At 46.0% G+C, this 25,034-nt stretch carries 19 protein-coding genes; 8 read left to right on the top strand and 11 right to left on the bottom strand.

Annotated elements, in window-relative coordinates:
• Positions 1-18 precede the first annotated feature (18 nt).
• Positions 19-1,314 carry an ISL3-like element ISEfa11 family transposase gene (locus tag IGJ42_RS11215; RefSeq protein WP_422705353.1) on the bottom strand — a complete coding sequence of 432 codons (1,296 nt, stop codon included), beginning with the start codon at positions 1,312-1,314 and terminating at the stop codon, positions 19-21.
• Positions 1,315-1,576: 262 nt separating this feature from the next.
• Here IGJ42_RS11215 and IGJ42_RS11210 point away from each other — a divergent pair, with 262 nt between their 5' ends.
• Positions 1,577-1,870 carry a hypothetical protein gene (locus IGJ42_RS11210; protein ID WP_016613595.1) on the top strand — a complete coding sequence of 98 codons (294 nt, stop codon included), beginning with the start codon at positions 1,577-1,579 and terminating at the stop codon, positions 1,868-1,870.
• Positions 1,871-2,013: 143 nt separating this feature from the next.
• On the opposite strand, the gene IGJ42_RS11205 is transcribed toward IGJ42_RS11210, so the two are convergent.
• Together IGJ42_RS11205 and IGJ42_RS11200 are read right to left on the bottom strand one after the other, a co-directional pair.
• Positions 2,014-2,220, bottom strand: a complete 207-nt coding sequence (locus IGJ42_RS11205; protein WP_008378986.1) for a hypothetical protein — start codon at positions 2,218-2,220, stop codon at positions 2,014-2,016.
• A gap of 131 nt (positions 2,221-2,351) precedes the next feature.
• Positions 2,352-2,660 carry a DUF5960 family protein gene (locus tag IGJ42_RS11200; protein WP_008378984.1) on the bottom strand — a complete coding sequence of 103 codons (309 nt, stop codon included), beginning with the start codon at positions 2,658-2,660 and terminating at the stop codon, positions 2,352-2,354.
• Positions 2,661-2,822: 162 nt separating this feature from the next.
• On the opposite strand from IGJ42_RS11200, the gene IGJ42_RS11195 reads away from it, so the two are divergent.
• A complete protein-coding gene (locus IGJ42_RS11195) occupies positions 2,823-3,173 on the top strand; it encodes a hypothetical protein (protein ID WP_429960607.1) in 351 nt (116 codons plus the stop codon).
• A 120-nt stretch (positions 3,174-3,293) separates the two neighbouring features.
• On the opposite strand, the gene IGJ42_RS11190 is transcribed toward IGJ42_RS11195, so the two are convergent.
• A complete protein-coding gene (locus IGJ42_RS11190; RefSeq protein ID WP_008378980.1) occupies positions 3,294-4,037 on the bottom strand; it encodes an NADPH-dependent oxidoreductase in 744 nt (247 codons plus the stop codon).
• A 349-nt stretch (positions 4,038-4,386) separates the two neighbouring features.
• On the opposite strand from IGJ42_RS11190, the gene IGJ42_RS11185 reads away from it, so the two are divergent.
• The gene (locus IGJ42_RS11185) at positions 4,387-7,038 is read left to right on the top strand and encodes a cation-translocating P-type ATPase (RefSeq protein ID WP_086299275.1); all 2,652 of its coding nucleotides are present in this window, start codon (positions 4,387-4,389) and stop codon (positions 7,036-7,038) included.
• Between the two features lie 58 nt (positions 7,039-7,096).
• Here IGJ42_RS11185 and IGJ42_RS11180 read toward each other — a convergent pair whose 3' ends face one another.
• The 5 genes from IGJ42_RS11180 to IGJ42_RS11160 all read right to left on the bottom strand — a co-directional run bounded on the left by IGJ42_RS11180 (position 7,097) and on the right by IGJ42_RS11160 (position 14,283).
• Positions 7,097-9,235, bottom strand: coding sequence for a transglutaminase-like domain-containing protein (locus IGJ42_RS11180; RefSeq protein WP_430615421.1), 2,139 nt, complete (start codon positions 9,233-9,235; stop codon positions 7,097-7,099).
• Positions 9,232-10,275 (bottom strand): DUF58 domain-containing protein, encoded by a 1,044-nt coding sequence (locus tag IGJ42_RS11175; RefSeq protein ID WP_005234735.1) that lies wholly within the window; start codon positions 10,273-10,275, stop codon positions 9,232-9,234. The genes IGJ42_RS11180 and IGJ42_RS11175 overlap by 4 nt, the downstream gene beginning before the upstream one ends.
• A gap of 2 nt (positions 10,276-10,277) precedes the next feature.
• Complete coding sequence (locus IGJ42_RS11170) at positions 10,278-11,216, bottom strand: AAA family ATPase (RefSeq protein ID WP_005234736.1); 939 nt, start codon at positions 11,214-11,216, stop codon at positions 10,278-10,280.
• A gap of 192 nt (positions 11,217-11,408) precedes the next feature.
• The gene (locus IGJ42_RS11165; RefSeq protein WP_430615418.1) at positions 11,409-13,250 is read right to left on the bottom strand and encodes an FAD/NAD(P)-binding protein; all 1,842 of its coding nucleotides are present in this window, start codon (positions 13,248-13,250) and stop codon (positions 11,409-11,411) included.
• A 37-nt stretch (positions 13,251-13,287) separates the two neighbouring features.
• Positions 13,288-14,283: an ROK family protein gene (locus tag IGJ42_RS11160; protein ID WP_005234738.1), complete on the bottom strand. Its 996-nt coding sequence runs from the start codon at positions 14,281-14,283 to the stop codon at positions 13,288-13,290.
• A 172-nt stretch (positions 14,284-14,455) separates the two neighbouring features.
• On the opposite strand from IGJ42_RS11160, the gene IGJ42_RS11155 reads away from it, so the two are divergent.
• A complete protein-coding gene (locus tag IGJ42_RS11155) occupies positions 14,456-15,262 on the top strand; it encodes a Cof-type HAD-IIB family hydrolase (protein ID WP_034872313.1) in 807 nt (268 codons plus the stop codon).
• 85 nt (positions 15,263-15,347) lie between these two features.
• On the opposite strand, the gene IGJ42_RS11150 is transcribed toward IGJ42_RS11155, so the two are convergent.
• Together IGJ42_RS11150 and IGJ42_RS11145 are read right to left on the bottom strand one after the other, a co-directional pair.
• The gene (locus IGJ42_RS11150; protein ID WP_034878458.1) at positions 15,348-17,498 is read right to left on the bottom strand and encodes a GH92 family glycosyl hydrolase; all 2,151 of its coding nucleotides are present in this window, start codon (positions 17,496-17,498) and stop codon (positions 15,348-15,350) included.
• Between the two features lie 5 nt (positions 17,499-17,503).
• Positions 17,504-18,556 (bottom strand): GntR family transcriptional regulator, encoded by a 1,053-nt coding sequence (locus IGJ42_RS11145; protein WP_005234743.1) that lies wholly within the window; start codon positions 18,554-18,556, stop codon positions 17,504-17,506.
• A 155-nt stretch (positions 18,557-18,711) separates the two neighbouring features.
• On the opposite strand from IGJ42_RS11145, the gene IGJ42_RS11140 reads away from it, so the two are divergent.
• The 4 genes from IGJ42_RS11140 (at position 18,712) to IGJ42_RS11125 (ending at position 25,016) form a co-directional block, all read left to right on the top strand.
• On the top strand, positions 18,712-20,001 hold the full coding sequence (locus IGJ42_RS11140; RefSeq protein ID WP_005234748.1) for a glycoside hydrolase family 125 protein: 1,290 nt from the start codon (positions 18,712-18,714) through the stop codon (positions 19,999-20,001).
• 73 nt (positions 20,002-20,074) lie between these two features.
• A complete protein-coding gene (locus IGJ42_RS11135; RefSeq protein WP_430615414.1) occupies positions 20,075-22,753 on the top strand; it encodes an alpha-mannosidase in 2,679 nt (892 codons plus the stop codon).
• Positions 22,754-22,756: 3 nt separating this feature from the next.
• On the top strand, positions 22,757-23,632 hold the full coding sequence (locus IGJ42_RS11130; RefSeq protein WP_430615411.1) for an ROK family protein: 876 nt from the start codon (positions 22,757-22,759) through the stop codon (positions 23,630-23,632).
• Entirely contained in the window at positions 23,625-25,016 is a 1,392-nt protein-coding gene (locus IGJ42_RS11125) for a glycoside hydrolase family 1 protein (protein WP_430615410.1), read from the top strand. Before IGJ42_RS11130 ends, IGJ42_RS11125 begins: the two co-directional genes overlap by 8 nt.
• Positions 25,017-25,034 lie beyond the last annotated feature (18 nt).

Genomic DNA, 25,034 nt, shown 5'->3' with positions numbered 1-25,034 from the left:
TCTGGCTCAGATTTTTTGTTATCTTACATTGATTAATTGATTGATCAAAAAGATTCTAATTCTCATGTTCTCGAATGATTTAAATCCGTAGGATACTCGTTTCATTGTCTTTATGTGGGTATTCTTCGCTTCAATTTTTCCATTGGAATAAGGATAGATCATTGCGTTGGTGATACCTTCTTCATAGGTGAGAAGGTTTTGAAGCTTCTCCCGAAAGCCGTCATCTAACGTTTCAGGAAGTTCTGCCAATAAGGAGAAAAATAAGTCAGGGTCTTTGTCTCGAAAGGCTTCGACTAATTCATGAAAAAAGGGATACGCCTCCTTTAGGGGCGCAGAAAACTCAAGCAATCGATCAATCATCATTGCTTCAGTGAGAAATGGGTATTTTGGTGCTCGGAAACTTTTCCATGTTTTGTACTCATAATGGTTGATGCTTGCACGATTTTTTAGCAAAAAGCGCCAGTTCTTTTTCAGTTTTTCTGCCTGGCTTTTCTGTCCTGCTTTACGAAGTTCATTCATTTCACGGATACGCAACTCATTGAACGCTTGATTCATGTGTTTGACAATATGAAACCGATCAATCACTATTTTCGCATTTGGCAGAACACGTTTGGTGAGCTGGAAGTAGGCAGCGTTCATGTCTGTAACCAAGAATTCTACTTCTTCTGGATTGGTACACCCTAAGAAATAGCTTGTTAATCGGGGTAATTTACGCGTAGGCAAAACATCAATTAATTTTCCTGTTTCGCCATCTGCACAAATAAAGCTCATTTTATCTTCTATGGAAGCGTGCGAACGAAATTCATCAACCATCAATACTCTGGGGAGAATCTTCTTAGATTGCTTTGGCAAATAGCTTTTAAACTCTTTCAACGTACGAATAACGGTGGTCAAAGATACCTGACAGCTTTTCGCAATAAAAGATAAAGATACTTTTTCAGTCAGTAAAGAAGCAATTTTATATCTAACATGATTTGCGATTGAATGTCTGGGTTGGACAAAATAACTTTGAGCCGTCCAATGGGTGCGACAGTTTTTACAGGTATAGCGTTGCTTTTTTAGGCGCATAACCAAAGGCATCTGATTGTATTGTTCAAAACGGACAATCGTTTCCTTTTTTCCATTTTTCACTATAATTGCTTTCCCGCTTCCATCTACCACAGTAGAACCACAACTTCTACAAGCACGAGGAGTAGGCGAGAGAACAGCATCGACGACCAACGTCTTTTTCTTCTGAAGGGTCTCGTAAGAGACCTCTGTAATCATCAAATCTTTCTCTATTATTCTCAGCATTTTTTTGATAGAATCATTCATATAGCATATCGTCCTCTCAGTTGTTTATTTTGTGGTGATTTAATCATACTAGAGAACGATATGTTTTTTAATACCTAAAATGAAAATGGGGCTGAAGAATCAATTCTGATTCATCAGTCCCATAAATTATAGAGCCGTTTTAATCATTGTCGTACTGTTATTTTATTACTTTAGAAAATAAATATTTTATTTTCGTTGGGTTATTTTATTATTGACATCAAATCATCCGAATGATTTACTTTTTGTAAGGAGTTGAAAAGTGATGCCTGATTTGGTGAAATTTATTTTGGTTATTCTGGCGATTTGGGTGGTTTATCAAATATTTACGACGGTTTTATTTACCCTTTCCCAAAAAGCAGTTGCCAAACGAATCAAAAGCGGGAAGATGTCTGATCAGCAATTGGCGAATTTGTACCACGCTGTAGCACGAGCAAATCAAGGAAGCAATTTCCAAGCGATTTTCTCTTATGGGCTCTTTTACCGCAGCCATGCAAAGCAAAGTGATGCGGTCTATGAACTGTATCGCGCGGAAATGGCGAAAAGAAATCTGCTGTAACCAACTGTGAAGCAGCTGCTTTCGAGAATATTGCTCGAAGTAGCAAAAAAGCCTAGGTCCTGTACAACAAGTGCAGAACCTAGGCTTTTTGGGTATTTACTCGGCAGCAAGCTGTGACAGATAAACACAGCTCTTTGATTCAGCTATTTCTTGTCTTTGTTGCTTTTTTGATCCATGCCGGCACCGATCGCTACACCTAGTGCGATGCCTAAACCCATGCCTAATGCCAGGTTGTCAAAAAACAGCATCCCAAATGCAGCACCTAAGGCCATTCCGACACCGATCCCCAATCCCATATTGTTAGAAGCGGCTTCTTTTTCTTCAGACGTTTGCGGCGGTTTTTTCGTCATTGTGAAAAACCCCTTTCTTTTTAGTATAGAGGGGTTTTGTTTTGATGACAAACATTCGAACTGCTGCTCAGTGATTTTCATGAGGAGAGAGCAGCCGCTTGGTACAGTAAACGGGGGTGGGGACCATTGGTCTATCTTCCGCCGGGCAAATAGTTACGCTCGGGGTTGTAGCGGCGAATAATCTTATTTTCAGCAAGTACGTGCTCATAATAATAAACAGGCGCATCCTTAGTCTCTAGTCGAAAAACAAAGACGAGCGGAACCTTTAAGACGGAATAGCGCGCGGGGATCGCAATATATGATTTTTGATTGCGCTCCATCGTCAGTGCGAATTCATCAAACAAAAGCGCCACTGGTGTGGGAAAGTTTACCAATTCATAATAGTGTTTTTCAAATGCATAGGTTTCTTGTTTTGCATAAGCAATTTTTGCAGCTGGCATACGCATTCACCTCACTTGAATTATACGAACATTTGTTCTGCTTGTAAAGTGGAAAATCGCCAGACGAGGAAAAAGGGGATGCGTTCTCTATGAAAAAGATGTTTTGCTAACAAGAAATTTGCTACACTAGAGAAAAGAAGGAATCAAAAAGGAGCAGATACCATGGATTATGAACGCTTTGCACGATTACAGGCACGCTTTACCGATGAAAAACTGCTGACCAATGAAGGGGTCTATCGGTTGCGCTTGTCAGGGAAGGCGCAGTTCGAACTAGCCTTTATCAAAACCGGACCCTGTGGCGAGTCTGTCTACCAGCCGCTGATCAAGGGCACTTTTGCTGAAAAAGAAGCAATCCCTACCTATTTGCTGGATCTTGCGGCGCAGCCTATGACGCAAATCAGTCAGCGAACCTCCGAAAATGAAGCAGTGTTAGATAAAGCGTTAGTAGCATTAATGGAAAAATGTGAGCAGGCAGTTGCCGTCAACGAAGCCGCACAAGAAGCCGCACGTTAATTAGCGCGACAAAGATACAAGAGCAGCCTGAACCTGATTTTTTACACCAAGCAAAAAAACGATCCTGACAAGATTCCTTGCCAAAGATCGTTTTTTATTTTCCCGTGGTGATTAGTGTCCTCATTCGCCGAAGTGGTCTGAGAAGCCTTGTTGCTTCATAAAGGCAGCGACATCTGGACGTCGCGGTTCACGGAAAAATTCCGTCATTTTCGTTTGCCAATTGGTTTGCTGTTGATTGCTGCTGCGCTGTGCATAATAGGCTTCCGTCGTTTGGTTGTACTGGGCTGTTTGCTCCTGCGTCAGCGGTTGATACTGATCGACACTTACGATCGCTTCTTGAGGCAAGCGGACTTTCGGCTCATTTCTATGTTGCGGATAACCGATCGTCAAGCCGAATAACGGAAACGTCAATTTTGGTAAGCCGACAAGTTCTGCGATACGAGGCAAATCATTGCGGATGCCGCCGATGTAGCAAATTCCTAAGTCTTGTGCTTCAGCATATGCTACCATATTTTGGGCAGCGATCGTCGTATCAACGACAGACACAATAAACGGTTCCATCGTGGTTAAGTGGGTATCCGGCAACCCTGCTTGGGTCAGCAGCTGCTGATGCTTATGTAAGTCGGCGACAAAAAGATAGAAGACCCCCGTTCGAGTGATGTAATTTGGGGCACCGGCAATTTTTTCGATAGCAGCCAGTTTTTCAGGATCACTGACCTCAATGATCGAATAAGCTTGAACAAAGTTCGAACTGGAACCACTTTGGGCAACCGTCACTAATTTTTGCTTGAGTTCCTTTGATAGTGGCCGGGGTTGAAAATCTCTGACAGAGCTGTGGCGGGTAAAAGTATCAAAAAGATCCATCGTTTTTCCTCCTGTAACGTACAAATTTCTTTTTTCTTTAGTGTAACAGAAAAAAAGGAATGGGAACAAAAAGAATGTTTTCAAAAAATTTTCAAATTGATGTTTTATAGTTGCCAAGCACAACAGTTTCCGTTATGATAATGATACATTCTTATTATTATTCCTTAGGGGAGTAACCGGTGGCGCAAGCTGCGATAATATCAACAGTAAGTAAGCTGGCGACAGCTTTCTGGTATTATTTGAAATGGTGAGACCTAAGACAAGCGTATACTTGTCTTAGGTCTCTTTTTTTCTAGCAGAGTGCCTAAGGAAAATAAAATTAAAAGGGGCAAAAAAATTGGCGAAAGAAATGTATCAAAAAGAAATCTCGGAAATTATGGCAGAGGTCCAGAGCAGTCCAGAGGGGTTGACGCAGCAAGAGGCAGCCAAGCGGTTAGAAAATGGCCTGAACCAGCTGAAGGAAGCACCTAAGAAATCAAGCTTTGCCTTATTCTTAGATACCTTCAAAGATGCGATGGTGATCGTCTTGTTGATTGTGGCAATCATCCAAATGGTTATGGGTGCACACGTTGAGTCCATCGTTATCTTCGCAGTACTCTTGTTGAATTCCGTCGTCAGTGTGATACAAACGAAAAAAGCCGAAGGATCGTTAGACGCTTTGAAAAGCTTGTCAGCACCAGATGCTAACGTCATTCGGGATGGCAAAGAACAAAGTGTGCTGGCGAAAGAATTGGTTGTCGGCGATATCGTTATTTTAGAAGCTGGGGACTATGTACCAGCAGATGGTCGATTGATTGAAGAGGGTTCTTTGAAGGTCGATGAAGGAATGCTGACTGGGGAATCAACGCCAGCGGAAAAAGAATTAGGTGTGATCGATCGTACCGCACCGATCGGCGACCGTGACAACATGGTCTTCAGTGGAACGATCGTCACTTATGGGCGTGGTCGGTTTATCGTAACCGCGACTGGTAATGTGACGGAAATCGGTCAAGTGGCTGGCTTATTGGAAAGTACGGTTGAACACAAAACGCCATTGCAACGAGGATTGGACAGCTTCAGTAAAAAACTGAGCTTGGCGATCTTGGTCCTTTCATTGATTATTTTAGGGGTTCAAGTAGCACGGTTGTTCTTAGGTGACGGAACAGGTGATATGACGGAAGACTTAGTCAACGCCTTTATGTTTGCGGTAGCCGTAGCCGTAGCAGCGATTCCAGAAGCATTGCAATCGATCGTGACGATCGTCCTTTCGATCGGAACAAAACAAATGGCGAAGCGTCATGCCATCATTCGAAAACTACCGGCGGTTGAAACATTGGGTTCAACGAGTATCGTTTGTACAGATAAGACAGGGACCTTGACCCAAAACAAAATGACCGTTGTTGACTACTATTTACCAAATGGGCAAACGGGCACGTTCCCCGATGAGCCAACTACCTGGACATTGCCTGAAAAACGCTTAGTAGAGATCAGTGTCTTGGCCAATGATGCTGCCATCAGTGAAGATGGGGCGAAGCTAGGAGACCCTACTGAAATTGCTTTTCTGGATTACAGTGAGAAACTAAATCAGCCATATCGGGCGATTCGTCAACAGTTTCCTCGTTTGCAAGAATTGCCTTTCGATTCTGATCGTAAATTGATGTCCACCTTACATGAGATCGATGGCGAACATTTGTTGTTGACCAAAGGTGGTCCAGACATCGTCTTTGGCCGCAGTACCAAAGTCTTGATCGATGATCAAGTCGTTCCTTTAACAGATGAAATCAGAAATAAATTGCAGCATCAAAACGAAGAATTCTCAAAACGGGCATTACGGGTCTTGGCGTTTGCTTACCGTCCATTGACCGATATCCAATCACGAGAATTGACACTTGAGGATGAAAACGAGCTGATTTTGGTTGGTTTGATGGCAATGATCGATCCTCCTCGTAAAGAAGTCAAACAAGCCGTAGCAGATGCCAAATCTGCCGGTATCAAAACAGTTATGATCACAGGGGACCACAAAACGACAGCCGTGGCGATCGCACAAGAGATCGGTATTTCAGCTGAGGGCGACTTAGCCTTGACTGGTACGGAATTGGATGCTCTTTCTGAAACCGAACTAGCGGATCAATTAGACAAAATCACGGTTTATGCTCGTGTTTCGCCGGAAAACAAAATCCGTATCGTGCGGGCTTGGCAAGACAAAGGCAAGATCTCTGCCATGACCGGAGATGGGGTCAATGATGCCCCCGCCTTGAAACAAGCGGATATCGGGATCGCAATGGGAACCGGAACGGACGTTGCCAAAGATGCAGCGGCGATGGTCTTGACGGATGATAACTTTGCCTCGATCATTCGTGCCGTAGAAGTTGGCCGAAACGTCTTTGACAACATCAAAAAAGCCATTTCGTATTTGTTTGCTGGAAACCTAGGTGCGATCATTGCGATCGTCTTTGCCTTAGTGATGGGTTGGGACAATCCATTTACTGCCTTGCAGCTACTCTTTATCAACTTAGTCAACGACTCATTACCAGCAATTGCTCTGGGAATGGAAAAAGCCGAACCAACCATCATGCAACGTCAGCCTAGAGATCCAAATGCAGGTATCTTCACTGGAAAAACTTTGATCTCAGTAACGTATCGCGGTATTTTGATTGCCGCTGTCGTGATTTTGGCACAATGGTTAGGGATGAGCCAATCACCTGAGTTAGGTGTAGCGATGGCCTTCTCAACACTTATCTGGAGCCGGACATTGCAAACATTGCCAGCACGCTCAAATACCGAGACTGCTTGGCAAGCTGGCCTTTTTGCCAATAAAATGGTGTGGTTGGCGATCGTCGTTTGTGGTGGACTATACAGCATTACCTTGATTCCTGGCATCCGTGAAGTCTTTGCGATTCCAGCAACCTTCACTTTAGGACATGTCGGTCTATGTATCGCAATGGCTGCTGTGGCAGTTGTTTTGATGGAAATCACAAAGCTGATTATTATTGCCGTTCAAAAACGTCAAGGAAACGCCTAGAGCAAAAAACGTATCGATCCTTTGATCGATACGTTTTTTTGTCGTTTCTCCTCACCGCTTAGTTGATTTTTTTCAGCTGACTGATTTGGGCAGCGACTTGCTTCAAGAAGGCTTCTTGGCCAGCCGGCTGTTCTTGACTGTAAAGGTAGGCTTCGTATTGCTGCGTCAAGCGGATAAAATCACCATGAAACAGTGGATAGAATGCTTCGAGTCGTTGGGCATAATCGATCAACGGCTCCGCCTCGTTACGGTACAAAACTTTCGTCGTTTGCCTTAAAAACAAAGGATAGGCAGCAACTAGCGGCTGTTTGTTAAAGCGGCAGATCAACCATAAACGAATACGGAAAAACGAATGGCGGAAATAGAAAAGCAGGCCAAGTCCTAGGAGAGCTAAGCCTCCAAAGAAGCCATTGCGCAGCGTTTGTTTCAGCTCCTCAGTCAACCAAACATCATTGGTAACCGAGGCTGTTGCAGAACTGCTGGTCGTGGTTTCACTACTTTCTGTTTCCGTGCTGCTCGTTGGTGTTGTCTCGCTGCTAGCGGTCGGTGTTTCTTCTGAGCTAGTAGATTCTTCGGTCAACACGGGACGATCTGGATTTTGGAAACTAGGTGTCGGTTCAAAAGGCACCCAACCGTATCCGTCAAAGTAGACTTCCACCCATGAGTGGGCATTCAAGTTACGGACAGTATAAGTAGTGATGCCGTTTTCTGTCACGGGGGATCCAGGAGAAAAGCCTTTAGCCCAGCGAGCAGGGATCTCTAAACTCCGTAGTAGCACGACCATTGCCGTGGAAAAATTGTCGCAGTAGCCGACTTGTGATTCAAATAAAAATTGATCAACGTAATCTTGCTCTTCTGCAGGCACGACGGCATCGGTCTTGGAATAGCGGAATACGAGCGGATCTTTCAAATAGCTTTCAATTGCGGTGACTCGGTCAAACAGACTGTTGCTGTCAGTGGTGATCGCAGCGGCGAGATCTCGTACCCGCTGCGGCAAAGAATCGGGTAATTGGATATAATCGATCGGAGAATCCGGATAGATCAAAGGCAGATTTTGAAGATTTTCTGCGGAAAAATCTGGATGGTCCCAATCGAGGGTCAAGGCCGTGTCTGGTAGTGAATCAATCAAATCGACCCGTTGAATAGCGTCGCTGATTTGAAAGCCACGCGCGCCGCTTTCAAGGGATAACCTACTGCGGCCATAGGGCAATGGCACATAGTCTCCATGGTTTTGGAATTGGATCCGCACTTGTTCATTCTCAGGATAGGTTTGTTGATAGCTCTGGTCAGCGATGGTGACATCGTCTGCTTCCAAGCGAACGTCTTCGCGGCTCGTACTGATCCAGCCTTTACCAGAATAAAAGTCTTTGCTTTCCACCCGCCAGTAATGCGGGGTTTCTTGTTGCGCTTCAAATAAAATCGTCGCATCATCAAGTAGTGGTCCGCCTAATTGACGATCATTTTCACTGAAACCCGTGCGAGAACCAGTGGGGGTGCCATGTTCTTCAATAAATTGATAAAAACCCAGCTGATTCAGATTTGTCCGTATAGGCGTGGAACGGGCTGCCAACTGATCCCGCACGCTCGTTTGCGGCAAGTAGACAGCAGTGACGGCTAAGCCACCAATCAATAGCATCACACCAAACCAAGGGGCGATCGTTTGACTGGATCGAAAGGTGCTGCGCTGGATCATGGAAGAAGCCAGTGCGCAAAGAAAAATACCAATCAAATGCCACGTCAAGTCAAATTGATTAAAAATCACGACTGTCAGCAAGTAGCCGATCATGGTACCGTAAATCAAGAAAAAGCGTTGATAAGCAATCGGTAAGATCGCTAAAAACAAGACCCAACTAACGATCAATGTCACCGCCGCCAGTTCGGTGATATAGCCGACTTCACCACTGAGGATCTCTTGAAAGGCACGGTGCAGGTCTAGCAAAAAACGCAGTAGCCAGTCAAAAGAAAAGGCAGTCCCATAAGGAAAGATCCGATACAAGACGATCAGCCAAGCGGCTGCCAGCAAAGGCAAACTGTAACGGACTTTCGGCACGACGGTCAAAATCAAACAGATACTAAAGGCATAAGTTAACAGGGTGAACTGATTGCCAAGGTCATAAACTGCGATAAACGGCAAGATCACCAGTGATAGACTGAGAAAGGTCAAAAGACCAATCAGTGCTTTCTTAATAAATCTCATCCTACCACCTCCTCAAGTTCATTCAACTGCCTCATTAAATCAGCGTAGGTAAACACTTGGCAGCTGTTTTTTGCTTCCAACTGACTGAGGTAGTTTTCCAGTTGTGGGGTGAAAACCGGGGTAATGAAGATAAGATGGCTGCCAGTCAAGAGCGGTACCCCTTCAGGAACTTTCTCGAAGGGAAGGATCTGGGCATAGGCAGCGGCATCCGTTTGGTAAGGAGAAGTCAATCCGTCACCAATCAAGAGCGGCTGAAAAAGTCGTTGATTTTGTGAGAAATGGTGGATCGAATAAAACAGTGTCAAGGTCTCTTCAAAAGCAGGATGATCTTCTCCCCAAAAGAGCAGAAAGATGTCTTGTTCTTCTTCGTATTCTCGTTCGCGATAGATCAATTCCTGTTGTTTGCTGGATAATTTCCAATCGATATTTTTTAATGAATCCCCTAACTGGTATTGACGGAACTGTCGAATAGAAAAATTGGGTTCCCCATGGGTTTGGCTGCGGACTTGCTGTTTAAAAAATGGCAATAGGGCAACGGCTTCTAGCTTCAATTTCGGTAGGATCAAAATCGATTGTTTCGCACCTGCAGCGTAGCTTTTTTCAAAAAAGCCAAAGAGATCATGGCTGTACAATTGAACGGGCAATTCTTCATAGCTGCCGCGCTCCTTTGGGGTCCAAGGCAGATGGAGCCGAATCAGATTGCCTCGATAAAAGGCGCTGTGATGACTATTCTTGAAACGATCGTCAAACTGCAAGGTGAAATCGACCAGCGGCAGCAGCGTCGGGCGATACTTGAAGACTTGCAGCGGTAAGGTGATCGCTGTCTGTGTTTCAGCTTGGATCGATTCTTCTAAAACGATTTGGACCTTCTTGAGGGAGGGCAGCAAGAATACTGCGTCAAGCAACAATAACAGAGTCAGTAAAAACCAGAGGCTCCAACCGGCATTATTATTAAAGATCACACAGTAAGCCAGCAGCAAAAAATAGGCAGCGCTAAACAACAGGAGGCGCAGCACGCGTTCAAGCTTTTTTTTCTTCATCGCTATTTCCTCGTAGGGACAGGCACCCGTTGGATCATCTGTTTCATCAAATCTGAAAGGGTCTCCGCGCTAGCATGAACGCCGCCTTTCAGTAATAAACGATGACCGAAGACTGCTGGTAAAATTCGCTGCAAGTCTTGCGGCGTGACAAAGGTCCGTCCTTCCGTCAACGCTAACGCTTTTGCCCCTTTTAAGAAGGCGATCCCACCACGAGGACTGATACCAAGGTCAATGGCATTATGCTGGCGGCTCGCTTGAACCAGCTGCAATGCGTAACGGGCGACCCGCTCATCGACATACACGTCGTCCACCATCGCTTTCAAAGCGGTCACTTCATCAGCATGTAAAATGGTTTGGATCTGATCCAAGCTTTGCTGTCGTTTTCCAGTCAAGAGGGCGAGCTCATCTTGAAAATCTGGGTAACCGATATGCAGGCGGAACAAAAAACGATCCAATTGGGCTTCGGGCAAGGGATACGTTCCTTCATATTCGATTGGGTTTTGGGTAGCTAACACAAAAAAGTGGGGACTCAATGGGTACGTTTGATTGTCGATGGTGACATGATTTTCTGACATGGCTTCTAAGAGCGAGGCTTGCGTCCTTGGTGTGGTTCGGTTGATCTCATCTGCCAAGAGGACGGAGGTGAAGATCGGGCCGGGACGAAACTCGAACTGGTGGCTTTGGGAATTAAAAATCGACACACCTAACACATCGTTAGGTAAAAGGTCTGGGGTAAACTGTACCCGCTTGTAGTCACTTTGAATGGCTTTGGCTAACGATTTGACCAACATCGTTTTCCCAACACCAGGGATATCTTCGAATAAAACGTGTCCGCCAGCAAGCAGCGCAGCCACGGTAAATTGGATCACATCTCGTTTGCCTAAAATCACTTTTTCCACTTCTGCGATCAAGGCATCTATTTTTTGTAATTCAGCGGTCATCTGATAACCTCCCTACATTCGTTTCTTCCATTGTAACGGTTTTCTAGGACTGTCGCAATTTTCGTGTAACAATTAAAGAAAATTTCAAGAATATTCAAAAAAAGAAAAATCCTTTCTGCGGATTTGCGAAAGAAAAACAAAAAACTTCCGAAGCGTTTCCTCGGAAGTTTGCGTTTGATAGAAAAGAAGCGACTAGAAGATGTGGTGTAAGAGGTCAGCGGCGATCTGGTCCGCCTGCCGTAAATTCCAAGCATCGGTTCCTGGCTGAGCAGTGGCAGCCGTCAGCCAGTGGATGCCTTCTGTGGGAATCCCGAAACAATAGAGGGCAGTGTAGGGGCGTTCATCTGGTCCAAGGACCTGATTGGTCTCAGGATCGATGGCGATAGCACCCGTCTCAAAAGGCACCTCATTGGGTATCGGCAACCGGTGCGGGTGAATGATCCGATCGTTTAGCAGTTGCCGCAATAAGGAATTGTTGGTTCGACGAATCGCTGTCGATGGAATGCGGGCCTCAATTAGTTGCGTCGCGTGATAGCGTGTGTCGGGAAATCGCTTTGAATACGTACAATAAGCCTCCTCAATCTCAACAGTCATGTCAGGACCTAGTAAGGTCACCACTCCGGCTTCCATCAAGGCGACCAGTTCCTGCAGTCGTTGAACCGGCGGACCGATCGATAAAAAGCTGTTAAAGGGAACGAAAGACTGCCAAAAGAGTGTTTTCAGGTCTTTTGCTGGCATTAGCTGATGATCGAGAACAAACCGAATCGGGTCACGCAGATCTTTGAAGACTTCCAAGGCACTGCTGATAGGTCCCGCTAGATTGCCTTTTTCGGCATCTTGGATTTGGGTACGTAATAGCGCAATGAAAAAGTCTTGCAAGGACTGCTGCTCTTTCTGAGCAAAGGGATCGGCTAGTTGGTGCCATGACCACCATTCCCTCTTAGGAAGCTGCCATTTTTTTAGCAAGTCTTCAGATCCTTCCGTGGCAACAAAGGCGGTGGTAAAAGCGTCAAGCTGCTCTTTGTCAAGCCGCTGTTTTTCTAAAAGCAGCGTCTGATAATAGACGAGTTCTGCCTCTTTCTTTAAATAGAAGAGCAGTGTCTTGCCAGCAACCGTTTTGGCTGCTTGCCAAGCAGCTAGGCGTTCAGGGGTCAAAAAAACGGGCTTTCGCTGCTGCGTTGGTGTTTTTTGATTGCGGCCACGAGGATGATACGGGACACCCCGACGAGAACCGGCGATGATTTGCGGTTCTTCACCAGAAGGTTGATAGACGAGGGATTCATTGACTTTGACGAAGGTTCCGCCCCGACCACTGGTCAAGCGGGTGACGTAATCGTAAAAGGCAAGTCCTAGTCCCCGTAAAATCACAGGTTCTCCGGCTTTCACAGCCGTTAGATCCGTATCTGCCGCATTGGCTGGCGGTGCATAAAACCAGCCATTATTTTCTGCGGCAGCCGCCAATTGTTGTTCCCCTGATGACAGTTGGGCCTGTGAATGGCCTGTAGCTAAGACGACGGCATCAACAAGGAATGTTTGGTGAGCCGTCGTCAACTGGTAGCGATTTTTGGAAAGAGGGATCAAAGAGCTGACACTATCTGACAGATGGTTGACGGTAATGGATTCAGGTAGCTCTATTAACAACTGCTGATAAAACCACTGTTGATAGAGTCCATATAACGCCCGCGAGCAATGCCCGTTAGGATCAAGTGAATCAAGTGCTGTGCATTTCGCAATGAGCTCAGGGGCATGGATGGCTGCGAAATGTTTCCCTTCTGTCACTGCCCATTCGTATAAGGTAGGTCCTTTGACCACGGGGCCGCCGGTGCTTAATGTGTCATCCGTGAAAAGGGTGACTTGGCTGGTCACAGAATTCAATAGCAAATCTGCCGATTGGTCCGTGCGCCAAACTGCCCCAGGAAGAAAAGGATCAAACAGCAGCAAGTCGATGGCTTGTTTGTTTTGTTTGCTATGAGCAATCAGCCGTTCTGAAAGTGAAAGTCCACGAGGACCAGCACCAATGATCGCTATTTTCATATCACACCACCTCAATTATTCTATGGTCTTTGTGTCATCAACGGGCTAAGTCAAAAGGTGTCTTGCGGAAAATCAGCCAGTGCATGCCTAGCACCATGGCTTCCTCGATAGCATCGATATAATGGAAAGCGGGCTGATTGGGTTGTTGCTGCAGCAATGGATTTTTTTGGATCGCGTCTAAGAGATCGGTTTTTACTGCATCACTGCTGGCTAAAATGATACAGTGGGGGGCAAAAGCTGCATTGTAAAATGGCAGTAAGCTTGTCAGGCGCTGGACCAAAGCCGTGCGGTCTTGCGGTGCCCCTTGATCCAAGTAGCCGGGTAAAAATTTTGCCTCTCCCGCTAGGGCATCTTTTCCTTCTAAAAGCGCACCATTGACTAGGAGCGTGATACCGGGCATGCTTTTTTCGGGATTGTACATGCCAACGATGGTTTGCTGCAAGGAGATCTGTTGGGCGATGCAATAGCCGATTGTTAAAATATGGGCATCGTTTTGACAGTAGAAGGGCAGTGCAGTGACCTCTGCCACGAGGGCTGCCAGCTGCCAACCGTTAAATTTTTCATACCAGCTGGAAGTCACGGTTCCTCTACTGATTTTTCCTGGTAAAAAGAGGGCGATCTGTTCCACAAAGGGAAATAATGCCAGCTCGTTCGTTACACATTCTTGAAAGCGGTGAGGGGCAACATCAGGAAAGGGCTGGTCGTGTTTTGCCAAAACCTTCCCCTTACGATCGATCAGCATGGACCAAAGAGCCAAGGAGCCATCGTGATCGATAAAGCTAAGCAAAAGAGAATGACCTCGGTCTTGATTTAGCTGATAGGTCACTGCTGGTCGTCCTAGCTCTTTTTGCTCCAGCGGACCTTTCGTGATCTCCCCCTCTGTTAACAATTCTTTTAATAATGAGTTAGTGGTGACCATGCTGATGCCGGTTTTCTTCACTAAATCGGAGGCGAATAATGCCCCGTTTTGAAACAAAGTTTTTAAAACCAGCTGTTTGTTTTGCTGGCGAATGGTATGGGTGGTAGAAGCCATAAATGTTCTCCTTAATGAAGTGATTTAATTAAGTATACCGACGGGATGAAACGATGTAAAGTTTTTAAAAGACTGACTTGACGGAAAACTTGAAAATAAGTATACTTAATTAATAACGTTAATTAAGTGATTTGGAATGAAGAGGACACGAGGTAGAGGGGAAGAGAAACGTATGATCAAATTAGTCATCACAGATTTAGACGGTACATTTTTGAACAGCCAAGGCAGTTTTGATCGGCCTTATTATGAACAAGTCAGCCAACAAATGAAAGAAGCGGGTGTTGCTTTTGCTGCGTGTACCGGCAAACAGTGTGAACGAGTGGAAGAACTGTTTGGTGAAGCAGCAGCGGATGTTTGGATTCTTGGGGATAGCGCGACCCGCATCAAACATCAAGGAGAGTACATCTTTGAATCGCTGCTGCCAAACGAATTAGGGCGGCGGATCATTGCGAAGCTCGCTGCGATTGCGCAAGATCATGTGATCATCGCTTGTACACCGACTGCGGCGTACATTGCTGACACAACCAATGAAGCGGATGCGCAGAAAGTGCGTGGCTCTTATCGGGTGGTCAAAACGGTGGCGGATTATCAAACTATCACAGAAGATTTTGTGAAGCTCACTATTTTTGATCCCAAACTACGTTGTTTTGAGCATGTCCAACAGTTAAGCGAATTTACCAATGAAGCGTACATCGTGGCTTCGGAAGCCGCTTGGATCGATATCACCAATCAAGGCGTCCACAAAGGAACGACTGTGGCACACTTGCAAGAATTGCTGCACGTCACACCCGAGGAGACAATGGTTTTCGGCGATGGCTTGAACGATTTGGAGTTGATGGCAGCTGGCACGTTTAGTTTCGCCATGAGCAATGCCTTTGAGGAAGTCAAGGCAGCGGCAGCGTTTGTGACCAAATCAAACGATGAAAATGGCGTGCTGAAAACTATCGAACGTCTGTTACCGCTACAAATGAACCAATAAAAAAATCGCTCCCTGGCAGGGACAGCGTGCACTTTCAATTGACTGAAAGTAGACTGCTGCCTGTTGCTAAGGAGCGGTTTTTTCGTTATGCATGTGGTTGACTGACGCTATAAGGATAGGCATCGGCTGACCACTCTTTGCTACGAGGGACGATACCTAGCTGGAAGTTCAATGTACCACCGGCAGTCAATTCTTGGTGGGTGAAAAATAATCGCTCGAAGGGTTCTTCGTTCAATGTAATTTTATCCACGAAGAGCTGTTGCGGCGCATTGGGCGTGCTCTTGATCACTAAGTCTTTGCCTGAAGCAAGATGCAGTGTTGCTTGATCAAATAAGGGCATGCCAATGACATATTCGCCTGTCCCCGGTGTGACTGGATAAAAGCCCAAGGCATTGAAGATGTACCAACCAGCCATGCTGCCGTTGTCTTCATCGCCAGGAAAGCCTTTTGGTGAGTCATTGAAGCACTGTGTCAGTAACTGCTTGATCAAGGGCTGTGCCATTTCTGGTTTGCCCAAATAGCTGAATAGATACGGATAGTGGAAGCTTGGCTGATTGGAGATCGCCAGCTGACCAAAATCGAGTGCGGCCATCTCACTCATTTCATGGATCTCGAACCCGTAGCCTTCTGTCGTATAGCGAGGTTCTTGATTGCACAAGTCGATCAGTTTTGCTTCAAAGGCCGCTTTGCCGCCGTGTGCAGTGATCAAGCCAGCGAAATCATGGTAAACAGCAAAACTACTTTGCCACGCACTGCCTTCTGCATAATCCAAGCCCCAGCGTGTGTCACTAAACTCTGGACGAAAAGCGCCATCTGGGTCTTTTGCCCGCATAAAGCCGGTCTCCTGATCGAAAATGTTGCGGTAATTTTGCGATTGCTGCTGATAATAGTCTGCTTGCTCGTCACCCAGCTGTTGCGCGACTTGTGAGATACAAAAATCACTGTAACAATAATCAAGGGTGTGATTGACCGATTCATGATGCGTCAATGGCACATACCCGTAAGTCAAATAGTCCGTCGTGCCGCGCCGACCATAATTGGGATTTTCACTTTGGACGGTGGCACCTTTTTTCATCGCTGCTAAAAATTCGGGCATCAAATCGGGACGAATGCCTTTTACTGCGGCATCAGCGATCACGGCATCGATCAGCGTCCCGGGCATCAACCCCCGCTCATCAGGTGATAGCCATTTTGGTAAAAAGCCGCTTTCGCGATAACTGTTCAAAAAGCCTTCCAGCATGTCTTCCAATTGTTCGACAGCCAAGAGTGAAAAGAGCGGGTAGACAGTTTTATACGTATCCCAAAAGCCGTTGTTTGTGTACAGTGGTCCTGGTTTGATCGCTTTTGCCAAGGTATCCCAGTGCACTTTGCGACACTCTTGATCGATTTCGAAGAAGGTTTGAGGAAACAAGAATAAGCGATAAAAATTATGATAAAAAGTAGAAACTTGTGCTTGATCGTGATGCTCGATCTCGATTTTTTGCAAAAAATGATTCCATTGCTGTTGGACAGAAGCCAGATAATCGGCAGGAGCCCATTGCTGTTCCCGCTGCAAGTTCAAACAAGCTTGTTCGCGACTGAGAAACGAGGTTGCAAAACGGATCGTCTGTGTTTGGCAATTATCAAAGCGGAGAACGACGAAGGCTTCTTTGCCTGTCAAGGCACCTTCGATCGCCGTGATGGGTGTTTCAAAACGATAGACGAAATGGAAGGTGAAGCTTTCGTCTTCGCATCCTGAAAATACGATCAGTTGACCAGCCACTGTCTGTTCATCCAACTGTTCTAAGACATAGTCACCCGGCAGTGACAAGCCAAGACCCGGCTGATCCCCGCAGTTTTCAATAGACAGCACACCGCCATACATACTGGGAATCAAAGTCGTTGTTGTTAAATACCGCTGCGTCTTGATTTTAAGAAAGGCTGGATTAAAGGTGCTTTCTTCCGGACGATACGAGCTTTGCGCATGGAAAAGGGTATTTTCAGAAAGCGTGCCGTTTATCGGCAGCATCGTCAGATGGCTGAAATCCCCCATCCAAGGGCTAGGCTGATGGGTGATGCGAAAGCCCTGAAAGGTTCGATCTTCTGGATGAAACCACCAACTGCCTCGTTGATCGCTGGTTTGCGGGGCAAAGTAGTTCATGCCAAAAGGAACCCCTGCATAAGGCAGGCAGTTGCCATGGGAAAAACTATATTGGTTGTCTGTTCCGTGTCGTGTGTCGATCATTGATACGTTCACTTGGTTCACTCCTTTAATTGGGTTGATTCTCTTTTGATCAAAGAAACAGCCACTAAATGGGTGGTCGTCTCCGTTGGTACTGGGGGTGCTGCCTTCGCAGCGTTGATTTTCTCAATCACTTGGTTTCCTGCCAAGCGCCCCATCTCCGCAAAATTCTGCCCGATGGTCGTTAGTGCTGGATCAACGAGGGCAGCGGCTTGGATATTATCGAAACCAACCAGGGAAATGTTGGCAGGGACGTGCAAATCTGCTTGACGCAGTGCACGCATCAATTCGATGGCGATCAAGTCATTTTCACAGACGGCTGCCGTGACCTGATGTTCTTCCAGGTAGGCAAGCGCATTTGCGATACTGGCAGCTGTGTCGTCGAGCTTGGTGCGAAAGGTTCTTTGGGCTTTTTTCAGCGCATCGATGTAACCTAGATAACGCTGACGGACGGATTGTGGATGATGGGTATCACCAAAAATATAAGCGATCCGTTGATGCCCCAACGCAAGTAAATGCTCCGTAGCTAGCTGTCCACCTTGAAAGTTATCTGGCATGACCGCTGGAAAATCAAACTCATGCAGCTTTTTATCTAAGGTCACGATAGGAAAGTGTTTTTCAGCACATTCGAACAGCAAGTCATAGTAAGAAAACGTATTGCTGGCGTAATAGATCAGGCCGTCGAATTCTTGCATCAGCTCAGCTGCCGTCGTTTTTTCCAAATAATCCACTGGTGTCATCAAAAGTTCAAAGCCGTGTTCTTGCATCACGGGGTAAATGCCTTCGGTAAAGTTTCCTAAAGAGAGATCATTGGCAAAGGGCAAGACAAACAAAATTCGTCCAGTCGCTTTTTTTTCCTTCAATTCTCGGACAAAGCTGCCGCTGCCTTGCACGCGATAGATCAGCTGATTTTGTTCCAGTTCCGTCAAGGCTCTTTTAGAGGTGATCCGACTGACTTGGTATTGTTCAGATAGTTCTTTTTCAGTAGGGACACGACTGCCCGGAGCTAATCGCCCTTCAACGATGGCTTCGTGAAGCTCCGAGTAAATTTTTTTATATAATGGTTGTTTCATAAGAAAACCCCTTTTGATATATCATATTTGTTAGCATACCATAAACCGATAAAAATGAAAACCCTTTAATTATTTTGAAAAAGCGCTAGACATTCACATGATTCATGATATACTAGGTTCATAAATTGATATATCAAATCAGGGAAGGTGATGGAATGGTTTATAAAGAAATACCAACTTCAGTAGCAATATTTATGGAAACGATTACGGATCTATGCGGAGAAACGCATGCCGATTGGGCGAAAAATTTTAATGCAGCTTTTGCCAATACACTATTAACGACGGTCAAGCGTCATGAGGATGGCACGACCTTTTTACTGACGGGGGATATTCCAGCCATGTGGCTGCGAGATTCCACTGCGCAAGTTCGTCCGTATTTAGTGATCGCCAAAGAAGATGAAGACTTAGCAAGTATGATCAGCGGGTTGGTCAAGAAGCAATTCTACTATATTACGATCGATCCTTACGCAAATGCCTTTAACGAATCAGCCAATGGCGCTGGCCACCAAACAGACGATACAGAAATGAACGATTGGATCTGGGAACGCAAATATGAGATCGATTCTTTGTGTTATCCGATCCAACTGGCCTATCTGCTATATAAAAACACAGGCAGAACAGATCAGTTCAATGATGATTTTGTAACAGGCATCAAAAAAGCCTTGGAGGTGTTTGTAACAGAACAAAACCATGAGGAATCCCCGTATCGCTTTGAACGGGATACCTGGCGAAAAGAAGATACCTTGACTCATGACGGCAAAGGCGCGCCGGTGAAACCCGTTGGCTTGACTTGGTCAGGTTTTCGACCAAGTGATGATGCCTGCAAATACGGCTATTTGATTCCCTCCAATATGTTTGCGGTGGTGGTCTTAGGCTATATCCAAGAAATCTTTACGACGGTTTTAGAAGACACAGCGATCGTGGCACAAGCGAAAAAATTGCAAGCAGAGATCGAAGCAGGGATTAAAGCATACGGGTTGACCAAAAATCAAGCTGGCGAAGAAGTCTACGCGTATGAAGTGGATGGATTCGGCAATGGCACACTGATGGATGACAGCAACGTGCCGAATTTGATCGCCGCCCCTTACTTGGGGTATGGCAGTATGGAAGATCCCCTTTATCTTCAGACCCGTAAAACGTTGTTAAGCAGTGAAAATCCGTATTTCTATGAAGGCAAATACGCTAAAGGCATTGGCAGCTCTCATACGCCAGAAAATTATGTGTGGCCGATCGCCATGGCAATGGAAGGCATGACCACCACTGACAAAGAAGAAAAGAAACGAATTTTGGATCAGTTAGTGGCGACAGATGCGGGTACAAATTTGATGCATGAAGGGTTCGATGTCGATGATCCTTCGCAATACACGAGAGAATGGTTCTCTTGGGCGAACATGATGTTTTGTGAATTGGTCATGGATTATTTCGATATCCGAGTGGAAAAATAAGCAGCACGACCCACGACCGTTCGAGTGACACAAAAAGCAGTCCAACGACGCAAACAGCGAGGAGTAAAAATCAATGAAGAAACAAGTTTATATCATCTCTCACAGCCACTGGGATCGGGAATGGTACATGCCTTACGAACAGCATCACATGCGGCTAGTTGAATTGATGGATGATCTTTTAGAGTTAATTGAAAATGACCCTGAGTTCCACAGCTTCCATCTAGATGGGCAGACGATCATCTTGGATGACTATTTAGAAGTGCGACCTGAAAAACGCGAAGCGGTCAAAGCGGCCATCAAACAAGGGGAATTACAGATCGGTCCGTTTTATATTTTGCAAGATGACTTTTTGATCAGTGCTGAATCAAACACCCGTAATATGCTGATTGGAATGGCAGAAAGCAAAAAGTGGGGCACCCCTGTTATGTTGGGGTATTTCCCAGATACTTTCGGCAATATGGGGCAAACCCCGCAAATGATGCTGCAAGCCAATCTTGAAAGTGCTGCATTTGGACGTGGCGTCAAACCAATCGGCTTTGACAACGAAGTTTTACCCGATGATCAATTTACTTCCCAATATTCTGAAATGCATTGGGAAGGACCAGATGGCAGTCAAATCTTTGGTCTACTTTTTGCCAACTGGTACTCCAATGGCAATGAGATTCCGGTGGATAAAGCAGAAGCCGAAGCTTTTTGGACGCAAAAATTGCAAGATGTAGAGAAATTTGGTGCCACCAATCATTACTTAATGATGAATGGGGTCGATCATCAACCTGTCCAAAAAGACATTTCGGCAGCGATTCGTACAGCTAACGAGCTTTTCCCAGAGTATGAATTCAAACACGCCAGCTTTACCGAATACCTTGAAGCGGTGCAAGCAGATCTGCCAGATGACCTAGGAACTGTCACCGGTGAATTGACCAGTCAAGAAACCGATGGTTGGTATACTCTAGCCAATACCGCCTCTTCCCGAGTCTATCTGAAACAATGGAATACAAAGGTTTCCCGCCAATTAGAAAATGTCGCTGAACCATTAGCAACTATGGCTTATGAAGCAAGCGACAGCTATCCTCACGATATGTTGGATCATGCGTGGAAAACACTGATGCAAAATCATCCTCACGACAGTATCTGCGGCTGTTCAGTGGACGAAGTACACCGAGAAATGATGCCGCGCTTTGAAAAAGCCAATGAAATTGGTAAGTTCGTGGCAGATGAAGCGTTACGCAATTTAGTAGCCGCCATCGACACGAGCAGGTTTCCTGAGGAGAGTCGTCCCTTTGTGGTCTTCAACACCACTGGCAGCACCCGTTCTGGTTTAGTGGAAGTCGTGATCGAACTTGAGCGTAAAACATTCCGTGAAGGATTGCCAAGCAAGCTTTACCACGAATTATTGGCGAAGCCAAAAGGTTCTTATTCGGTGATCGATGAACAGGGGAAACCTGTTGCTGCGATCATCAGTGAAGAAGAGGTCCTTTTTGACTATGAATTGCCTAAAGATGCCTTTCGGATTCCTTTCATGAAACGCTTTGTCACGGTCCAAGTAGAAGCAAACCAGTTGCCAGAATTCTCATGGCAGACCTTTGCCCTAGTGGAAAAAGCCGCTACGCCAGTAGAGAGTGCACCGATCGTTTCAGAAGGAGGGCGTAAACTTGCCAACGCACATTTGGAAGCCGTCATTACTGAAAACGGCAGCTTGACGATTACAGACAAAGCAACCCAAAAAACGTATCGCAATTTACTGGTTTTCGAGGATGTGGGGGATATCGCCAATGAGTACATCTTCAAACAACCAGAAGGGGATCAAGCAATCTTATCGACGCAATTTCCGCATCAGGTGACGATCGAACAAAACGATCCGCTGGTGGGAATTGTGCGACTGACACAAGAATTACAGATTCCTGTTTCAGCAGATGACCGTTTGTTAGAAGAACAAAAAGCTGTCGTCGATTTCCGTTTCCGTAAAGCACAGCGGAGTCAAGAATTGGTTGCTTTCAAGATCGAGACGGAGATTCGCTTAGAACGAACCAGCAACCGCCTGGCATTTAAAACCACCGTCAACAACCAAAGCAAAGATCACCGACTGCGGGTTTTATTCCCAACAGGGATCATCACGGATTTCCATGAAGCTGACAGCATTTATGAAGTCGTAAAACGGCCGAATCAGGTTTCCAGTCATTGGGAAAACCCAACGAATCCGCAGCATCAACACGCCTTTGTCAACTTGCATGATGAAACAGGCGGCATGACGGTTTCTAATTTTGGTTTGAACGAATATGAAATCGTGAAGGATCAGATCTGCTTGACCTTGTTGCGCTGTACGGGAGAGCTAGGCGATTGGGGCTACTTCCCAACACCAGAAGCGCAATGCTTAGGCAGCCACACCTTTGAATATGGCGTAGCCTGTCATGGGGCTCCTGAAGAACGTTATGAAACGTATCGCCAAGCACAAGCTGCCCAAGTTCCTTGGACGGCAAGCCAGACCGACAAGCATCAAGGCAAGCTAGCCAGCAGCAACCAATACATGGAAGCTCATGGAACGACGGTAGCTATCACCGCCTTAAAACGCAATCGCCAAGACCAGCAGATCGTTTTGCGGGGCTATAATTTGGCGGATCAAGCCACTGCCTTTCATGTGCAAAAAGAGCAGGCGACACTCTGTCTGTTGAACCTATTAGAGGAAGAACAAGCATCGTCCGTCAATGAGAAATTACACCCATATGAAATTCGAACCATTGGAGTAAAGGAGTGAGAAATGATGGTTTACGGAGGAATTGAAGCCGGCGGCACAAAAATGATTTGTGCCGTTGCCGATGAACAGCTGACGATCATCGCCCAAGAGTCGATCCCAACGACAACGCCAGAGGAAACGTTAGCGGCGATCTTTGCCTTTTTCGATCCCTACGATCTCGTGTCATTAGGGGTCGGTTCCTTTGGTCCGATCGGGATCGATCCAACCCAAGCGACCTATGGCCACATACTAGCCACGCCGAAACAGGGCTGGCAGCAGTTCGATTTTCTCGGTGCGTTGAAGAAGCGCTACCCAGAGACAGCATTTGCTTGGACAACAGATGTCAATGCTGCCGCTTATGGAGAATTACGCCAAGGAGCGGCACAAGGCAAAGACAGCTGTGTCTATTTTACGGTAGGGACCGGCATTGGCGCCGGGGTCGTTCGTGAAGGAAAGATTTTCGAAGGGATCGGTCATCCAGAAATCGGTCATATCTATGTCAAACGTCACAGTGAAGATATGTATGCTGGTACATGCCCGTATCACGGCGACTGTCTGGAAGGATTAGCCGCAGGGCCTTCTTTGGAAGGACGTACGGGGATCAAAGGACAAGACTTGCCGCAAGCGCACGAGATTTGGGGGTTGCAGGCCTTTTATCTAGGGCAAGCGCTGGTCAATATCACGTTAACTTTAGCACCTGAGATAATCATTTTAGGCGGTGGGGTCATGAATCAGCCGCATTTACTCGCTCAAATCCAACAAGCCTTCCTGAAACAAATGGCAGGCTATATGGAGACACCACCAGTGGAAGACTACATCGTCACTTGGGGCTTGCCGAACAAAAGTGGCATTATCGGCTGTCTCTTGTTAGGCAAAGAGCAGGTGACTGCCCATGACTAACCTGCATTTTCCTAAAGATTTTTGGTGGGGAGCCGCTGCCAGCGGTCCGCAAACTGAAGGACGAACGGCCGATGATGGCAAAGGGGATTCGATTTGGGACTATTGGTACGCAACGGAACCAGAACGCTTTTATCAAAAACGGGGACCCAAAGATACCGTCCAGCTGCTGCAGCGTTACCCAGAAGATGTAGCATTGATGAAAGAGATCGGCTTTAATTCTTTTCGAACCTCGATCCAGTGGAGTCGCTTGCTGCCAGAAGGAAGAGGAGCGGTCAATCAACAAGCGGTGGCGTTTTATCGCGAGTACTTCGCCACTTTGATCGAAAATGGCATCGAGCCTTTCATCAATTTGTATCATTTTGATATGCCGATGGCACTGCAAAAAGAAGGCGGCTGGCTCAATCGCGAGACTGTCACAGCATTTGCAGATTATGCCGCTTTGTGTTTTGAGTTGTTCGGTGATCAAGCCCGTCATTGGTTCACGCAAAATGAACCGATCGTGCCAGTGGAGATGGGGTATTTGTATCAACAGCATTACCCAGCAGAAATCAACTTGGCACATGCGGTGCAAGTCGGCTACCATGAAGCACTCGCCAGCGCTTTAGCGATCCAACGCTTCCGTCAGTCTCAGCAATCAGGCGAAATCGGCATCATCTTGAATTTGACACCGACCTATCCGAAAGATCCGAATGATGAAAAAGATGGCCAAGCGGCGCAACTGGCAGATGCCTTTTTCAACCGTTCCTTCTTAGATCCAGCGGTCAAAGGCACCTTTCCGGAAGAATTGATCACTGTCTTAAACGAGTTGGCGATCATGCCAGAAACCAGAGCAGAAGATTTGCAGATCATTAAAGAAAACACGGTCGATCTCTTGGGGGTCAACTATTATCAGCCGCGGCGGGTGCAGCAAAAGCGTTCTGCCAAAACAGCGGACACTCCAATGCCAGAAGATTACTTCGATGTTTATGATTGGCCAGAAAAGAAAATCAATCCCCATCGAGGCTGGGAAATTTATGAACGAGGCATTTATGATACCTTGATCAACCTACGAGACAACTACGGCAATATCCCTTGTTATATTTCAGAAAACGGCATGGGAGTCGAAGATGAAACACGCTTTATCGATGCCAGCGGTCAGATCCAAGATGAGTACCGCATCACCTTTATCAAAGATCATTTGCGGTATGTTCACCAAGCAATCCAAGAAGGCAGCCGGTGCCGCGGGTATCACATGTGGACTTGCATGGATAATTGGTCTTGGCTGAATGAATTCAAAAATCGTTACGGGTTTATTGCCGTTGATTTGGCTACCCAAAAACGCACCATCAAAAAGTCAGGTGAGTGGTTCCGCAAAGTGATTCAGCAAAACGGCTTTGTCGATTGATCCTTTGTAAAAAACAAC

Origin of the sequence: Enterococcus sp. DIV1067f, assembly GCF_050543505.1 — a bacterium.
Taxonomy (GTDB): domain Bacteria; phylum Bacillota; class Bacilli; order Lactobacillales; family Enterococcaceae; genus Enterococcus_D; species Enterococcus_D entomosocium.
The sequence above is the reverse complement of the archived record's forward strand: the minus strand, read 5'-3'. Positions and strand labels throughout refer to the sequence as shown.

Excerpts from the sequence above, each read along its gene's own strand:
- IGJ42_RS11195 (WP_429960607.1), top strand. The coding sequence starts at position 2,823 with ATGGATTATGAACGCTTTGCACGATTACAGGCACGCTTTACCGATGAA.
- IGJ42_RS11190 (WP_008378980.1), bottom strand. The coding sequence starts at position 4,037 with ATGGATCTTTTTGATACTTTTACCCGCCACAGCTCTGTCAGAGATTTT.
- IGJ42_RS11135 (WP_430615414.1), top strand. The coding sequence starts at position 20,075 with ATGAAGAAACAAGTTTATATCATCTCTCACAGCCACTGGGATCGGGAA.
- IGJ42_RS11130 (WP_430615411.1), top strand. The coding sequence starts at position 22,757 with ATGATGGTTTACGGAGGAATTGAAGCCGGCGGCACAAAAATGATTTGT.
- IGJ42_RS11170 (WP_005234736.1), bottom strand. The coding sequence starts at position 11,216 with ATGACCGCTGAATTACAAAAAATAGATGCCTTGATCGCAGAAGTGGAA.
- IGJ42_RS11185 (WP_086299275.1), top strand. The coding sequence starts at position 4,387 with ATGTATCAAAAAGAAATCTCGGAAATTATGGCAGAGGTCCAGAGCAGT.
- IGJ42_RS11205 (WP_008378986.1), bottom strand. The coding sequence starts at position 2,220 with ATGACGAAAAAACCGCCGCAAACGTCTGAAGAAAAAGAAGCCGCTTCT.
- IGJ42_RS11165 (WP_430615418.1), bottom strand. The coding sequence starts at position 13,250 with ATGAAAATAGCGATCATTGGTGCTGGTCCTCGTGGACTTTCACTTTCA.
- IGJ42_RS11125 (WP_430615410.1), top strand. The coding sequence starts at position 23,625 with ATGACTAACCTGCATTTTCCTAAAGATTTTTGGTGGGGAGCCGCTGCC.
- IGJ42_RS11175 (WP_005234735.1), bottom strand. The coding sequence starts at position 10,275 with ATGAAGAAAAAAAAGCTTGAACGCGTGCTGCGCCTCCTGTTGTTTAGC.
- IGJ42_RS11140 (WP_005234748.1), top strand. The coding sequence starts at position 18,712 with ATGGTTTATAAAGAAATACCAACTTCAGTAGCAATATTTATGGAAACG.
- IGJ42_RS11145 (WP_005234743.1), bottom strand. The coding sequence starts at position 18,556 with ATGAAACAACCATTATATAAAAAAATTTACTCGGAGCTTCACGAAGCC.
- IGJ42_RS11180 (WP_430615421.1), bottom strand. The coding sequence starts at position 9,235 with ATGAGATTTATTAAGAAAGCACTGATTGGTCTTTTGACCTTTCTCAGT.
- IGJ42_RS11155 (WP_034872313.1), top strand. The coding sequence starts at position 14,456 with ATGATCAAATTAGTCATCACAGATTTAGACGGTACATTTTTGAACAGC.
- IGJ42_RS11160 (WP_005234738.1), bottom strand. The coding sequence starts at position 14,283 with ATGGCTTCTACCACCCATACCATTCGCCAGCAAAACAAACAGCTGGTT.
- IGJ42_RS11200 (WP_008378984.1), bottom strand. The coding sequence starts at position 2,660 with ATGCCAGCTGCAAAAATTGCTTATGCAAAACAAGAAACCTATGCATTT.
- IGJ42_RS11215 (WP_422705353.1), bottom strand. The coding sequence starts at position 1,314 with ATGAATGATTCTATCAAAAAAATGCTGAGAATAATAGAGAAAGATTTG.
- IGJ42_RS11210 (WP_016613595.1), top strand. The coding sequence starts at position 1,577 with ATGCCTGATTTGGTGAAATTTATTTTGGTTATTCTGGCGATTTGGGTG.